Origin of the sequence: Desulfovibrio sp., assembly GCF_047607245.1 — a bacterium.
Classification (GTDB): Bacteria; Desulfobacterota; Desulfovibrionia; order Desulfovibrionales; family Desulfovibrionaceae; genus Desulfovibrio.
In genome coordinates, this window is record NZ_JASGDK010000104.1 from 1 (window position 1) to 15,480 (window position 15,480).

Consider the following 15,480-nt stretch of genomic DNA (forward strand, 5'->3'; position numbering starts at 1 on the left):
GCGGCCTGATCCTTGGACAGATGCAACCTTTTAAGGGCCACAATCTTGAGCCCGGCCGCTTCCATAGCCGCCAGTATTTCACCGGTAAACAGGCTTGAAACGGCATCGGGTTTGATAATGGCAAAGGTGGATTGCATCATGACACTCTCCTTAATCTGTATATGACAAAGGCGGGGCGCCGCATACGCCCCGGCGCGCCCCTTGCGGCGCGCTGCCCGTCCGGTGCGGCTCCCCATCGGAGCCAGCGGCGGGCAAATCTGTACACCAACTGTGCAGGGCAGTTGCTGCGTGAAATTAGCCTGAAAATTCTGCTTGTGCGCGTTTGCAAGTGTTTCCGTATATTCTCGCGTGCTCGCGTATGCGCTGGCATACTCTGGTATGTGCAATCCGCGGCGCGGATATGCCTCGCCAGCCGAACGCCTTACTGCGTTACAGCTTTCAAGGCTGCGGCAGTTCTTTCCTGCGCGTCTTTCTGGGCAAGATGCCAGACAAGCCTACGTAGCGGTACCAGAGCAACCTGTGCCTTGTCCTGCCAGGTGCGCAGGGCGCGCAGCGTTTCATCATACGGGTGCCCTATGGCAACGGCGTAACCTTTGCTGCGGGCCTTTGCCGCCGCATGGTCCAGAGCCTCCAGAATGGCGGAGGTATCTTTGCGTGTATCAAGAAAAACGTCGCGCGTGGCGCTTACCATGCCCAGAGTACGGGCCTGCGGGCCCAGCTGCGAGTCGGGCGTGGTAAGGCTGTCCAACACAAAAAAGCCCATACCTTCAAGCCATGCGCACAAAAGGCGGCAGGAAGCCGTATTGCTTGTAAAGGCCGAACCCATATGGTTGTTCAGGCCAATGGCCGATGGCAGCGCCGAAAGATTGTCTTTCAAGGCAGCCCGGAGCTGCTCAGGCTGCATGCCTGTCCACAAGGCCCCTTGTCCCGGCTGCGGGCGTTTACCGTCTGGCCGGGGCAACGGTTCCATTGGCACATGGGCCATGACGTCGAGCCGCCGTTGTGCTGCCAGATCCGCTGTAGCCTGTGCGTGCGGCGCATGCGGCCATATGGCCAGAGTAACCGGATAAGGCAGTGCCGCCAAGGATTCAGCCGCGTTCAGGCTTTGTCCCATATCATCAATAACCAGCACAAGGGCCGGGTGGGGCAAAGGCCTTGCCAAATCCCTCAACTGGGCCTCGCGCCCGGGAAAGATAAACCGGTGCGTCAGGCGGCCATTGTCAAAAATATCCAGTTGGCCAGCATCGGTCCAGGCAAGCCGGATTTTTCCGTCCGCCAACTCCGGCGTGCCCGTCAGGTTTGGCAGCTCCGGCTGACGAAGCCTTGTGCCGAGTTCAGCCACGGCGCCTTGCCCGCGCATCGTGGTTTCGGCACGCGTTTCGGTTACAGGGAGGCCTTCGTGCCCGAGTTTTTTTCTTTCCGCCAGAGCCGTGGCGCTTGGCGGAGTGAGCCTGTCCAACAGCCCCAGGCCGAGGCGCAGGGGCGCGCAGGGACCAGTGACGGTATAGACGCGCACCATTGGGGTTTCTGGGGCAACTTCAGTGGCTGGCGGAGCGGGGTGACCAAGCGCACCATGCGAAGATCCCGTAGCTGGCTGTACCTGTTCTGTCTTGCCGCCGAATACCTCCGCATCACCGGGCGCTGCCTCAAGCGCTGGAGAAGTCAGTTCACGCTGCCAGCGGGCCGCGGGCAGCGTTTGCGGTAAAACTGCTTCCACCAGACGATCCAGAGCTTCCAGCCGGGCCTGCGTGGCGGCTTCGTCTTTTGCTGCCGCAGCCCGATCTACCGCATTTGCAAGGGCATCAACCCGCGTTTGTGCGGAATCACCAGTCCTTACACGGTACGGGGCGGAAAAGGGCAGGGGCTCATTACGGCCAACCCACAGGACAAAAATCAGACTGGCTACCAGCCAGAGCCCTCCGCCCAGGGCCATGCATACAGACGCGGAAAGCCTCCCGCCCGGCCCCGTGGGACCAGTCTGGAGGCTTTCCTTATGTTTATTATGGTGCATGTGCTGCAGTGTGATGCGGGCGTCAGTCCGCCTTGATTTCACGCATCTTGGGCAGGCTCTTCACCATCTGCAGGCCCATGCGCAACTGGTTGTCGCGCGCAAGCTGTTCCTGAGCATCGTTGGTTGCGTTCTTGCCCTTGGCCGCTTTCTTGTCCTGCTTGGTTTCAAGATGGCGGTTCAGGTCCTGTTCACGCAGCAGCATGCGCGGGTTATCCTTGTCATCGGTCCGGGGAGCCTCAAAGGGTATTTCGAGGTCAGGTACAATACCTTCGGCCTGAATGGAGCTGCCGTTGGGCGTGTAGTAGAGGGCCACCGTAAGCTTGAGGCCGGACCCGTCAGCCAGGGGAATGATATTCTGTACCGACCCCTTGCCGAACGAGCGTTCACCCACAATAAGAGCGCGCTTCTGGTCGCGCAGAGCGCCAGCCACAATTTCAGAGGCCGAGGCCGAGCCAGCGTTGATGAGCACCACCATAGGCACGCGCACATCATCGCCCTGCTTTTTGGCAGAGTATACGCGCTCGGTGTTTTCGCGGCGGCCCTTGATGGAAACGATGGTTCCCTTGTCAAGGAAGGCGTCAGACACGCTGACGGCCTGATCCAGCAGCCCGCCGGGGTTGTTGCGCAGGTCAAGCACAATGCCCTTGATGCCGCCATTGGCCTTGCTTTCTTTTTCCGCAGCCTTGAGGGCGTCTTTCAGCTCGTCGGTGGTGCGTTCGGAAAAGCGTGTGAGCCGTATCCAGTAGTAGCCGTCTTCAAGCTTTTTGGACTTGACGCTGATAAGAGGAATGGCGTCACGCGTGATGTGCACGGTTTGCGGATTTTTGGAATCGTGGTGCAGGATGACAAGTTCAACTTCCGAGCCTTTGGGGCCGCGAATGCGTGAAACCACTTCCTGAAGCGAAAGCTCCTGGGCGGGCTGGCCGTTGATGGACAGAATGATGTCGCCAGGCTGCAATCCGGCCCGGAAAGCCGGGGTGTCTTCAATGGGCGTCACCACGGTAATCTGGCCGTTTTCCTGCGAAATCTCTATGCCAACACCAAAGAATTCGCCGGAGGTAGTCTCCTGCATTTCTTTGTATTCATCGGTGTTCATGAAGGTAGAGTGCGGGTCAAGCCCTTGAAGCATACCCTTGACAGCGCCATTGATAAGGTCGCCCTGGGGCACATCGCGAACATAGTAACGCTCTACCAGATCAAGAACCTGACTGAAGCGCTTGAGTGCATCGAATTTACTGGTAGCTTCCTTGGGCTGCTCTTTGGGCTGTTCCTTGGCGTCGGCGCTGTGCGTAACGCCGGGGCAAACCAGGGCGGCACCGAAAAGCAGCGTGAATCCTAATACATATGAACGAAAAAGAAGACGCATATTGACGTTCTCCACATAGACTGGATGGTCGGAAGGGGCACCGCAACATGGCGGCCCACGGCGCATAAAAAACAGGGGCGCGCCCCCGTAACACTGGACCAGGGCAGAGAACCCAAGCCTGTGTACATCAGTCCATACTGAACTTTTTTGGGGGAAAAGGCAAACCAAAAGGCGTGCATTGTCGCATGCCAGATCTACCATTCAGCGGCGGATAAATAGAAAGAAATCAGGTCGGATAGGGGTTGCGGCCTTGGGTGGTGGCAAGTTGCAGTGGCGCCGCGCGAGCAGCCCGTCTGGTTTGAAAAAGGGTTGCTGACCAGAAAAGTCAGCAACCCCCGCCCCTTGGGGCTCCTCAAACCATCGTGATTTCACCGTTGGCGGTCTATGGACGTCAGGCACAAAAGTTCGCCATAAAATCTGAGTGTGTAACTCTTGCGCACAAACGGCAGAGAATGTCACTCTGTCAGGGGCAAGTGCGCTCGCGTCCAACAGGGCTGCTGGTTAGTTGCAGCACTCACTGGCATTGAAAAAGGCAGCCGTGCCCGCGCCGCACACGGGGCAGGTGTCACAGGGGCCTTCATGCGTGTAGCCACAGACCTTACAGATGTAGTAGTCGGTCTGGGGCAGGCCAGCGGGATTTTCCAGAGCCTTTTTGTACAGGTTGGCATGCACTTCTTCCACCGTATTCACGAAGTCGAAATACTTGGCAATGGCTGTCTTGCCTTCATCCTGCGCTTCCTTGATCATTTCAGGGTACATCTTGGTGAATTCGTAGGTTTCACCTTCAATGGCCGACTTGAGGTTGGCAGCGGTGTCGCCGATTTTGCCGGCATTGCGCAGATGGGCATGGGCGTGGATTGTTTCGGCAGCGGCAGCGGCACGGAACAGTTTGGCAACCTGGGTCATGCCTTCCTTGTCAGCGATCTGCGCAAAGGCAAGATACTTGCGGTTAGCCTGGGATTCACCAGCAAAGGCCGTCATAAGATTTTCCTGAGTTTTGCTCATGGTAGTCTCCTTCTATGTATATTTGTTGTTGCTTCTTTTTATCAAGAACAATTCCTATTTAATCAATCACTCAGTTATTGTAAAGCTTTTTTGCCAATTATTTCGTCAATTCGCAAGTTTAAAGCTTATATCTGCCTGAATATACAGCTTTTACGCCGTATTTCTCTTTGAAAAGCAGGTCCGCGGGTTTAGTCTCCTGCAAGCCTGGCGTGCCAACACGGTCTTCACTGCTTGTGTGCGGCCTAGCCTCGCATCGGCGTTGCCTAAGCCCTCGCCTGCGGTTACACTATCCGCATGGACGTACAGCACATCATTGACAATCTCGGTCTCGCCCCTCACCCGGAGGGCGGCTATTATCGCCGGACCTACCAGTGCGAGCGGATGCTGACGCCACGAGATATGCCCTGCGGATTTGACCAGCCCCGTCCCGTATCCACAGCCATTCTTTTTCTTTTGCGTGCAGGCCAGTGTTCACGCCTGCACCGTATTCGCCAGGATGAGCTTTGGCATTTTCATCTGGGCGGCCCGCTGCGGCTGGTATGGATAGACCAGGGGGGCCGCGCCCGCGAAACCCTTATGGGGCCGGATATTCTTAACGGGCATGCGCTGCAATGCGCCGTGCCCGGCGGCTATTGGTTTGGGGCTACGCCAGCGCCCGGTTCAGATTTTTCGCTGGTGGGCTGCACTGTGGCCCCCGGCTTTGACTTCAGCGATCTGCATCTTGCACGGCGGCGTGAACTGGAAAAACGCTTTCCGCTGGCGCTTGACTGCATTCGTGAATTTTGCCCGCCTGACGCGCCTGTAAACACGCTGGACGCAGATATGTGCGGGTGTTCGCAGGGCGGCGGCAATAACCACGCTCAGGGGCGGGTTCCATCCCCCAAGGGCGGATTGGCATGAGTCGTTACGCTGTGCCTGCCGCCAGCACCGATCAACCGCACTGTACGGAAATCATCATCCGGCGCAGCCGATTTCTTGCACTGTGCGCACACACGCCGGGGCCAGCAGCGGCCCGTGCTTTTGTAGAAGAAATACGCAGGCGTCACGCGGACGCTACCCACAACTGCTGGGCCTATGCAGCGGGAGCGCCAGGGCATACCGCCCAGATCGGTTCTTCTGACGACGGTGAACCCCACGGAACCGCAGGGCGGCCCATGCTGCAGGTGGTGCTGCACAGCAATGTAGGCGAGCTGTGCGTTGTGGTAAGCCGCTGGTTTGGCGGCGTCAAACTTGGTACTGGAGGCCTTGTGCGCGCCTACCAGGACAGTGTTCGGGAAAATCTGGTTTCACTTCCTCTGGTGGAACGCGTGCCGCAGGTCCGGCTGGCGCTCACTGTGGAATATGCCCATGTGGACGCCCTGCGCCGGCTTTTGCCAACCTTTGAAGCGCGGCCTGTGGCTGAAGAGTATGCAGCACAGGCGCACCTTACGCTCTTGCTGCCAGAAGAACATTTGTCGCAGTTTGAGCTTGCTCTGGCTGGCCTCAGCAATGGCTCGACCCTTTGCCGCCAGATAGAGGGCGAAGAAGCCTAGCCTGCTATAGCATCTGCATTATCAGACTTATGTTTACATAGGCCTGTTCGTCAGGCGTTTATTCCACCACCTTCACAGGCAAGCCGGGTGCAAGGCGCACCTGTCCTTCAATAACCACCTGTTCGCCTTCCGCCAATGATCCTTCCACAACGCTGGTTCCCTTGTGCTCAAACAGGGGCTTTACCGCGCGGTACGCAGCGTGATTGTCTTTGTCTACCACATATACATACGATTCGTCCCGGCCAGACTGCACAGCACGTGAAGGTACGGTAAGCACCTGCTCGCCCACACCCAGCGGCAATTCCACCTGCACAAACTGGCCGGGCCACAGGTGGCGGTCGGCATTTTCAAATGTGGCCCGCAGGCGGATTGTACCGGTGCGCGTATCCACCGTATTGTCCACCAGGGTCAGAACGCCATGTTCAGGCTGTGCGCCTGTGGGTGTGGCGGTAACGGTAACGCTTTCAACTGCCATACGGTCCAGTATGATGGGCAGGTGGGCCTCCGGCACAGAAAAACCCACATAGATGGGCGAAAGGGTGTCGATGGTCACAATGGGCGTAGCGTCAGAGGATTTGACCATATTGCCTTTGTCCACGCTGAGCGCGCCCACGCGTCCGCTGATGGGGGCCACCACCGTACAGTAGGCAAGGTCAAGGGCCGCGCTTTCCTCGGCGGCTTTGTCAGATTGCACTGTCGCCCGAAGTGCGGCGGCCTGGGTGGCGGTTTGTTCATAGGCTTCGCGGCTCACATAGCCGTCGCCCACCAGCTTGCCGTAGCGGGCCATGTCGTCCAGAGCCTTGTTGAGCTGGGCCTGCGACTTGGCCAGCATGCCGCGCTTTTCACGCAATATGGCTGCAAAGGGGCGGGGGTCTATGGTAATAAGCGGCTGGCCTTCCTGCACGTCCTGCCCTTCAGTAAAATGGACCTGCTGTATTTCGCCCGCCACGCGAGGTCTGACGCCCACTGAAGCCGAAGCCCTCACGTTGCCCACCACATGCAGCAGCCGCGGCACGTCGGCACGGTCGACAGTTGCTGTACGCACTGGGGCCGGGGCAGGGCCAGAGGCCTTTTGGTCGTTGCCAAAACAGCCGTTGAGGGCTGGAAGCAGCGCAAAGGCCAGAGCCAGCAGAACAAGCCGTGTGGAAGCGATGCCCCGTAAAAAGCAGGCAAGGGCGGTACAGGAAAAAAATGGCATCCGCAGGCGGTTGTCAAAGGGCTTCATGGATATATCCTTAAAGAGTGCGTGAGCAGAGCAACGCAGGCCACCACAGGTGCGTCCTGAACTGAAAGCAGAGGTAAACTGTTAAGCTAGGTTGAAGCAAGGACAGCGCGGCGTCAAGAGGATACCACCTCCAAGCGGCAGTCTATTTTGGCATACTTGCCAATATTGACTTTCACCCCCTTCCCGGCATAATTACGCCTCTTTTTTGATGGCAGAATTTTAACCTTCGTCCTTTGGGCGATATAAGGAGTGCGAGTTGGCAAAAAACCGCGCATTGCAGCAGTGGCGGGTGGAGGATTCCATCGAACTGTACGGTATCCGTAATTGGGGTGCCGGATATTTTGACGTTTCCGATGCGGGCGAAGTTGTTATTTGTCCGCAGGGTCCCAAGGGGCCGCAGGTTTCCATACCGGAAGTTATTTCTGGCCTGCGGGACAGAGGACACGACATGCCCGTGCTCTTGCGCGTGGAAAATATTTTGGACTCGCGCATCGCGAATATTCACGAAAGTTTCCGCAAGGCCATCAAAAATCTCGGCTATGCCGGGGCCTATCGAGGTGTTTTTCCCGTCAAGGTGAACCAGCAGCAGCAGGTGGTGGAAAAGATCGCCCAGTTTGGGGCGCAGTTTCATCACGGGCTTGAGGTCGGCTCCAAGGCTGAACTTGTGGCTGCGGTCTCTCTTATGCAAGACCGCGAAGCCTGCATTATCTGCAATGGTTACAAAGACGAAGAGTTTATGGACCTGGGCCTTCAGGCTCTGCGTCTGGGTTTCAATGTTTTCTTCGTGCTTGAAATGCCCAGCGAACTTGGTGTGCTGCTTGAGCGCAGCAAGGCCCTTGGCGTGCGCCCCAGCATCGGTGTGCGTGCCAAGCTGGCTGTAAAAGCCAGCGGCCACTGGACAGATTCCGGCGGTGAGCGGTCAACCTTCGGGCTTTCACCCGCCCAGATTGTGGACGTGGTGGATACCCTCAAGGCCCACGACATGCTGGATTGCTTCAAACTGCTGCACTATCACCTGGGATCTCAGGTTTCCAATATCCGTGACATCCGTACTGGCGTTATGGAAGGCGCGCGTCTTTACGCGGGGCTTATCGAAGAAGGCGCGCCAATGGGGTATCTGGACCTTGGCGGCGGTCTGGCCGTGGATTACGACGGTTCGCATACCAACTATATTTCGTCGCGCAACTACAGTCTGGACGAATACTGCACAGACGTTGTTGAAGCCATCATGAGCACCCTGGATGAGGCAAGCGTGCCCCATCCGCACATCATTACCGAATCTGGCCGCGCTACGGTAGCCTACTATTCGGTGCTGCTGTTCAATGTGCTGGACGTGAGCGTGGTGGAAGAAGTGCAGCTGCCTGAAAGCCTGCCCGAAGGCACGCCCGAACCTGTGATAAACCTGCGCGAAACACTGTCCAACATCAGCCTGCGCAACTTGCAGGAATGCTATAACGACGCCATTTATTACCGCGACGAGATGCGGCAGCTCTTCTCGATGGGCCGCGTGAATCTGCGGCAGCGCACTTTGGCCGAACGGTTTTTCTGGGCTATCATCATGCGTATTGCCCAGGAGAAAACCCGTCTCAAGAACGTGCCGCGCGACCTGGCCGATATTGATGTGAGCCTGGCCGACATCTACTACGGCAACTTCAGCGTATTTCAGTCCTTGCCTGACACCTGGGCCATTGACCAGCTTTTCCCGGTCATGCCCATCCACAGGCTCAAGGAATTTCCCTCACGGCACGGCATCATATCTGATATTACCTGCGATTCGGATGGCCGCATCGACCAGTTTATCGACCCGCAGGGCATGAAGCCCACGCTGGAACTGCATCCCCTGCGTGACGGCGAGGAATACTATCTCGGCGTGTTCCTCGTGGGCGCGTATCAGGAAACCCTCGGCGACCTGCATAACCTCATGGGCGACACCAATGTGGTGTCCATCCGTGTGGCCGATGATGGAAGTTACGAGTATGTGCGCGAAATTCGCGGCGACTCTGTGGCAGATATTCTAAGCTATGTGGAATACGACCCTCGTCGTATTCTTGAAGATCTGCGTGACACCGCCGAACAGGCTGTGCGTCAGGGCCGTATTTCGCCCAGCGAAAGGTTTTCCATTATGCAGGCCTTTGAAGATGGCTTGCGCGGGTATACCTATTTTGAAAGATAGCCTTGCAGTGTAAAAAATACGCTGTGTTGAAGTAACTAAGAACAGGCGGCGGGCATCTAGCCCGCCGCCTGTTCTTAGTTGATCTCTGCCTCTGTCTGAAATAGATGAACTGTGCAAATATACATCTGTATTTTGCAGTTTTTACAAAATAGCGGTGCGCAAGCATATTACACAGCGCATTACCAAAGCGCATGACACGGCGCATTGAAACGTCGTAGTACGCTGGCGCGTCTCATGCTGGGCTGCACAAGTGCGCCTCACAACTGCGCTGCTCCGACATCTTGTACGGACTGTTGTTCATAAATCTTGTCCAGGCGGCTTATCCAGATGTTGGTATAGATACGAAAATTGGGTGCCGCTTGGCCTGTTGAGCAAGCATGGTAAATAAAAACTTCTAATCAGTACGCGGCGTATTGCGTACGCTCCCGTGAGACTGCTTATCCCTGTACATCGCCTGGTCGGCCCGAGCGAATAGGGCGTCCAGATCCGAACCGTCGTCGGGGTAAACAGCCGTGCCAACGCTGAAAGTAATGGCCACGGGAATTCCTTCGTGGGGCAAGCCCTCCGATAGTTTCTGACGGGCATTTTCCAAGGCTTCCAGCGTTTGAGCCGCATCATTCTCTTCGGGCAGTATAAGAATGAATTCGTCGCCGCCTATGCGGGCAAGAATGTGCGGGCGGGGAGCGTATTTGCCCATTGTGGCCGCAAAGTGTTGCAGTACCCGGTCTCCGGCCTTGTGCCCGTAGTTGTCATTGATAGGTTTGAATTTGTTCAAATCCAGATAGTACAGGCTGAATTTCTTTTCAGGATTATTTTCGATGCGCTGGCCGAGATCATTGAACAGGCCGCGTCTGTTGAAAATGCCTGTCAGGGCATCAAGATATACTATTTCTTCCAGACGGCGGTGCGCCACCATTATGTCGTAGCTGCGCTGCACCAGCAGGGCGAACAGCAGGCTGAACAGTGCGCTGCACCCTACATAAAACCATGTTTCAGTGAGCTGATACCACGCGTGCTTGGCCGAAAGTTTGAAGAACCATTGGGCGTTCAGTATCTGCATGGGCATTTCCAGATAGGGTGCGCCTTTTGATTCCGGGCTGTTTCCCACGGCAATTACCTGACGTTCGCCGTTATCCGGGTTGGTACGCCAGATTTCATAGGGCAGCTCCAGATCGTCAAGCAGCCCCAATTCCGCGTCCTTAAGCACCTCGGGAAAATTGAGCGCAATGGAAACGAGCCCCCAGAACTGTCTGCCTCCCTTCTTGTCCTTGGTATAAACTGAAAGTCTGCCCACCAGGCCCATGCCGCCTGTAATGAGCGGCACGGGGCCTGCCATGACGATGCGGCTGCTGTGTCTGGCTTTTATCGCTTCTTCACAGCCGAAGGAATATGACAACAAGTCTTTACCCATCACGGCCTCGTTGCCCTGCAATGGATATACATGGCTTACTACGCCTTTGGGCGCCATAACGATGGCCTGAATGGAGGAATCGTCAATAAGTGCGGCCGCTACCGGATCAAAAGCTTCAATCTTTCCGTTGTTCGCAATGACAAGTGTGGCAAGCGTTTGTGTTTTATAAAAAAATTTTGTCAGAACGCTAGTCAGTTTTTCTCTTTGCAGGGTAAAAACACTTTTAAGCTCTGCTGTGCGGATTTGAGAATTGCGCTGGACAAGAAACCAAGTCCCCAGGAGGGCCAGCAATAGTGATACGGCAAACGCAGCATAGAAATACCGACGATCTTTCACTTGTTTTCCCATGCGCTGCTCCATAGTTGCTGCCAGTGGATTGCTTTTATCAATCACGCACGATCAGTTGATGGCGAGCCAGCTTTGCCGGAACCTGCCACAGACGCTTCAACAAACACCGCAAAATATCGCACTCAACTCTGGCAGCGTTCAAAGCGCTGCCTGGATTTTTGTTTTGCCCTGCTGCCTGCCGAAGCTTTGCAAATTTCAAGGGCGGGCAGGCTCGCGATGGTTGTTTGTTGTTGCGAATCGTTGAACCATAGTCACGCAACTGCCATATGGAAAGAAATTGCTGTTTGAAGATGTAACAGTCCATTTATATGTAGGTCAGGCCGATTTCTTAACTTGTTTCTGTATAAAGTTGTAATATCGTTTTGTATTACAAAAGTTATGTTATATGCTAATGTCTATGTATTTTATACGTAAGCATAAAAGTGCAATGACTACATAGTAAAAATGCTTATGTTTGTGTGAAATATCGTATTTTCATGAAAATACAATACGTCATCGCTCTACAGATTAATATTTATAAAACGACAGGTCTATATTTTCGATATTCTTATGGATAACGCACAATAATAGGTAACATAGAAAAATGCTAGTGCTTATAGCCAACAGTTTTCATTGTGTAATATGATAAAATGCAATGACTTATTGTATTTGATAGTATTTTTAGCAGCATAAAACGATTCGGGTTGGCAATATTTAGCAGCGGGCTGAAACGCTTGGGGCTGTTTAAACTTGAAATATTCAGGCGGCAGCGTGATCGGCGCTACCTCTGAACCCAGCGCTTCAGATATGAAAATATTAATAATACTTTGAAATGATATAATATTTTTTGATGTGAGAATCTGCGCTGGCGGAAATTCTTGTGTAAAAGAGTCCCTCATATATAAAGCAGTTCAAAGCAATGGTGCTTTAAAAAGTGCAGGCGGTTTTTGTGAAGTGATCCGAAGCCAGGCAAGGAGGTTTGGCACAGTCGCTTCAGGAATACGGCTTGTGCTATACAAATTTTTCAAGACGTCCCAGAAAATGGGTAGGCGTGGGCGGGAAAGCAGGCAGTGCTGAATCAATCAGCCTTCAAGACTTCTTCTGCATGGCGGTGCAAAACCTGAGGCAATTGCTCCAGCAGTTGCGCTACCTGCGTGCCGGGGTCAGGCGCGCAGTGCCGTGCCAGCAGCCGGGCAAATCGTGCGGCTGCAAGGCTGGCTTTGCACAGTGGAACGTTGCCCGCCAGCAGGGCGGTGACGAGGCCTGTCACCAGATCGCCCGTACCACCGATGCACTCCATCGCTGGCTCCGAGGGTTCTTCAACTGTTGCAGTAAGGCGTCCGTCACAGACGATGTGGTCGGCACGCCCCTTGATAATGAGGTTGGCGGGGCAGTTGCCGTGGGTCTGGGCGCGGGTCAGCAAAGCCGGAATGTCTTCTTCCTCTGCCAGCAAGAAACCTCTGGTGTAGAACGGATGCGGAGCTTTTTCGTCAGCCAGAAAGGCCATCTCGCCAAGATCGGGTGTGAAGAGGTCATAAGCGTCGGCATAGCCGCTCATTTTGGCCACGTACATGAACCCGGCGTCCGCCACCAGCAAGGGGGCTGACGGCATTGCCTGTATGGCCATGAGCACCCGGTTGTGCCAGTCAACGTCCGGAAAAAGATAGTGAAAGGTCAACCCGCTGGGGGCCAGGCTTTCAACATGCTCTGTGAGCCACGCGTAGAGGGTACGGCTGCCTGCACCGGAACCTGTGTCTCCTGCCAGCAGAAGGCGTGGAGGCTCATAGCCCAGGGTTTCGCAGGTCAGCAGGGCGGTGGCGGCCAGCGCAGCAGTGCCGCGCTGGACAGGGATGGATTTTCCGTCGGCCAGATGCAGCATGCCCCCGCGCACATGTGCCGGAGCTTGGGCCGCCGCCTCGCAAAGGCCCATATCCTTATCTGGCAGTGTTCCGGCTATATACCACACGGATATTGCCTCCGCAGTTCCTCGTAGGCTTTTTGCAGGCTGTAGCAGCAGAGTGTCTGTCCGAGGCTCCGGGGCTCCGGGGCTTCCTCCAGCCGCAGGCCGCACAAGCAGTGCGCAAGCCAGGGGACGTCCGGGCAGCCGCCGCCGGATATGTTCACTATGCAGCCATCGCGCTTGTCGAGGGTAATCTTCATGTTGGCGGCGCGTACCATTATCCAGTGGTCCAGATGTTTGACCTGATAGAGCGACACTGGCTCAAGCAGCACATCGTGGGCACTGACGACCTGTTCAGGCCGAAGACCGCCCCTGGCCAGTATTTCCAGCACCAGAGCTTGGCTGACCAGTTCAAAAACCACCACCATATCGCAGCCTGTGCGCAATTGCGGCGGCGGACCTTTGACTTCAACGGCCAGTCCGGCCTTGCGCAGCAGACTTTCAGCCTTGATGACTTCACCCGTGTGAGAAAACACCAGCAGCCCACGGTCGCTGAGCGCTTTGGCTGCGCCCTGATCTACGGAAGCTTCACTTGAAGAGAGCCGGTCAGACCCACGGCCAGTCCCGTGGCCAGACCCGCCGACAAGACTGCTCAAAGCCTGGCGGAGCCTGTTCAATAATCCGCCGGATTTCTTGCTGATGTCAGTGGGGGTGTTGTTCATTATGGCCCTTTGCCGGGCGAGCGAGGCCCGCCCGGATGTTTCTGGACAGTGTCGTCACGAGCGCCTTTTCTGGTATTTCTGCGTCGAACTTCGCCTTTTATTCCGGTCGGGTACCATAAGAGTACACTCCCTGCATAAACGGCTTGTTCTCCTTGATATACCAAGGAAATCCATCTCGTGATGACACTGTCCAGTTCAAGTGGCTGGAGCAGAGGGCGTCAGGATTTGTGGATCTCCAGACGGGTTATCCCCTGTCCTTCATCGGCGGTTTCCACGCTGTAGCCCCGGTTGCGGGCGGCGCGGCTGACGTTTTCAAGGCTGGCGTCATTGTCCACCAGCACGCTGAAAGCATTTGAGGCATCAGCCTTGGCGGCATTGAGAAAGAGCAGCACAGGCTGCGGGCAGGAAAGGCCGCGGGTATCAATAAGTTCAGACATTACGCGCCTCGCTTGCAGTTAAAGAATCCTACGCACAGGCAAATGCCAAGTCCTGCCAGCGTTGCGGCCATGCCGTGGGGGCCGATGCCCGCCGTGCTCGATGCCATGCCGAAGTTGTGGGCCATAGCCGTGCCCACAATAAGGCCGACTGCAAAAACGGCGGCGTCATTGTCGCCCTCGCCAGCCATGAAAAGCTGACGGCCCGGGCAGCCTCCGGCCAGAGCAAAGGCAAGGCCAGCGGTAACCATACCCATAAAGTTCCAGAGGTTGTTGGGCTGGGCCACAGGCTGGTTTTCAAAGCCCCAGTGAAAGGAGCCAAAGCTGAGATTCATGACCAGTGCTGCTGCAAACATCGCAATAAAGCCGAGGGCCAGATACCACTGGTTGAAAAGAATGACGTCGCGCAGAGCGCCCATTGTGCAAAAGCGGCTGCGTTGGGCCAGAAAGCCCACGGCAAGACCTGCGCACAAAGAGAAGATAAAGGGCGCATGCTGTGAACCGGGACCCTTTATGGAATAGAAGAGCACGCCACTCTTGAGTTCGCCGATTATCTGCGGATCAGCGAGATACAGGGCCACAAGACCAAGCATGAGCGCAGGCAGCAGCAGACCTGATATTTTGCCCTGATTCTGGCTGCGGCCAAGCGAAAATCCCATGCGGAAGAATACGGTGCCAATGCCTACGCCAACAATAAGGCCCGCAAGCCCGAAAAGAGCATGGGCGTCACCGCCTGCCAGACGCAAGATAACGCGCCAGGGGCAGCCCAGAAATACCAGTGCGCCTATGCCGGCGATGGCTCCAAGGAAAAAGCGGGTAATGGGGGCAGAGCCGCCGCGCGGTTTGTATTCGCCAAAAAGCATGGCTGCCGCAAAGGCTCCAAGCACCATACCCAGAATTTCAGGGCGCAGATACTGCACAACTTCAGCTCTGTGCAGGCCTACCGCCCCGGCGATATCGCGGTTGAAGCAGACTACGCAAATGCCCATATTGCCGGGATTGCCAGCCTGTTGCAGCAGTACTGCCACAACGCCAAAAATGAGTCCCACTACAACTATGCCTGTAGTGGTGGAAAGGATGTTGAAATACTGTTTCATGGGTATCCTCCTGCTCCTGCTTGTGGGCATGTGCCCGTTGCCTGGGCGGCCACTGGGGCCGACAGAAAGCGGACGGAGGATTACCTCGTGCTCAGGTTTGCCGCGCCATGCTCCTATACCGCAAAACGCGCCACCGCCCGCATACACTCCACACCGTGAAGTTGCCGGGGTTGCGTCAGGTTTTGCGCTTGGGCATGCTCGATCCTTGTTTGGCCGCACAGGTGCTGTCTGTGGGGGTTGACGGCTGAAGTCGCCGCCGGATCATGTGGATATGCGG

13 protein-coding genes are annotated in these 15,480 nt (G+C 55.8%); 3 read left to right on the forward strand and 10 right to left on the reverse strand.

The annotated features are described in order from the left end of the window. The 4 genes from QM579_RS08400 to QM579_RS08415 form a co-directional block, all read right to left on the reverse strand. Positions 1-236: nucleoside-diphosphate kinase (locus tag QM579_RS08400; protein ID WP_414998719.1), on the reverse strand; the 236-nt coding region annotated here is incomplete at its 3' end. Between the two features lie 185 nt (positions 237-421). Continuing rightward, positions 422-2,011, reverse strand: a complete 1,590-nt coding sequence (locus QM579_RS08405; protein ID WP_414998720.1) for a divergent polysaccharide deacetylase family protein — start codon at positions 2,009-2,011, stop codon at positions 422-424. 22 nt (positions 2,012-2,033) lie between these two features. Then, positions 2,034-3,377 (reverse strand): S41 family peptidase, encoded by a 1,344-nt coding sequence (locus QM579_RS08410; RefSeq protein WP_414998721.1) that lies wholly within the window; start codon positions 3,375-3,377, stop codon positions 2,034-2,036. Positions 3,378-3,878: 501 nt separating this feature from the next. Continuing rightward, the gene (locus QM579_RS08415) at positions 3,879-4,382 is read right to left on the reverse strand and encodes a rubrerythrin family protein (RefSeq protein WP_414998722.1); all 504 of its coding nucleotides are present in this window, start codon (positions 4,380-4,382) and stop codon (positions 3,879-3,881) included. Positions 4,383-4,676: 294 nt separating this feature from the next. On the opposite strand from QM579_RS08415, the gene QM579_RS08420 reads away from it, so the two are divergent. Both QM579_RS08420 and QM579_RS08425 read left to right on the forward strand, forming a co-directional pair. Next, positions 4,677-5,282, forward strand: a complete 606-nt coding sequence (locus QM579_RS08420) for a cupin domain-containing protein (protein ID WP_414998723.1) — start codon at positions 4,677-4,679, stop codon at positions 5,280-5,282. Next, the gene (locus tag QM579_RS08425) at positions 5,279-5,914 is read left to right on the forward strand and encodes a YigZ family protein (protein WP_414998724.1); all 636 of its coding nucleotides are present in this window, start codon (positions 5,279-5,281) and stop codon (positions 5,912-5,914) included. Before QM579_RS08420 ends, QM579_RS08425 begins: the two co-directional genes overlap by 4 nt. A 58-nt stretch (positions 5,915-5,972) precedes the next feature. Here QM579_RS08425 and QM579_RS08430 read toward each other — a convergent pair whose 3' ends face one another. Further along, positions 5,973-7,139 (reverse strand): efflux RND transporter periplasmic adaptor subunit, encoded by a 1,167-nt coding sequence (locus QM579_RS08430; protein ID WP_414998725.1) that lies wholly within the window; start codon positions 7,137-7,139, stop codon positions 5,973-5,975. Between the two features lie 256 nt (positions 7,140-7,395). On the opposite strand from QM579_RS08430, the gene speA reads away from it, so the two are divergent. Further along, on the forward strand, positions 7,396-9,312 hold the full coding sequence (gene speA / locus QM579_RS08435) for a biosynthetic arginine decarboxylase (RefSeq protein ID WP_414998726.1): 1,917 nt from the start codon (positions 7,396-7,398) through the stop codon (positions 9,310-9,312). Positions 9,313-9,706: 394 nt separating this feature from the next. Here the strand turns inward: speA and QM579_RS08440 are convergent, their stop codons facing one another. The 5 genes from QM579_RS08440 to yedE all read right to left on the reverse strand — a co-directional run bounded on the left by QM579_RS08440 (position 9,707) and on the right by yedE (position 15,203). Next, entirely contained in the window at positions 9,707-11,116 is a 1,410-nt protein-coding gene (locus QM579_RS08440; protein WP_414998727.1) for a diguanylate cyclase domain-containing protein, read from the reverse strand. A gap of 1,012 nt (positions 11,117-12,128) precedes the next feature. After that, entirely contained in the window at positions 12,129-13,016 is an 888-nt protein-coding gene (locus QM579_RS08445) for an NAD(P)H-hydrate dehydratase (RefSeq protein ID WP_414998728.1), read from the reverse strand. Beyond that, positions 13,004-13,672, reverse strand: a complete 669-nt coding sequence (locus tag QM579_RS08450; protein ID WP_414998729.1) for a DUF3343 domain-containing protein — start codon at positions 13,670-13,672, stop codon at positions 13,004-13,006. Before QM579_RS08450 ends, QM579_RS08445 begins: the two co-directional genes overlap by 13 nt. A 218-nt stretch (positions 13,673-13,890) precedes the next feature. After that, complete coding sequence (locus tag QM579_RS08455) at positions 13,891-14,109, reverse strand: sulfurtransferase TusA family protein (RefSeq protein ID WP_183718005.1); 219 nt, start codon at positions 14,107-14,109, stop codon at positions 13,891-13,893. Beyond that, positions 14,109-15,203: a YedE family putative selenium transporter gene (gene yedE / locus QM579_RS08460; protein ID WP_414998730.1), complete on the reverse strand. Its 1,095-nt coding sequence runs from the start codon at positions 15,201-15,203 to the stop codon at positions 14,109-14,111. Before yedE ends, QM579_RS08455 begins: the two co-directional genes overlap by 1 nt. Between the last annotated feature and the right edge of the window lie 277 nt (positions 15,204-15,480).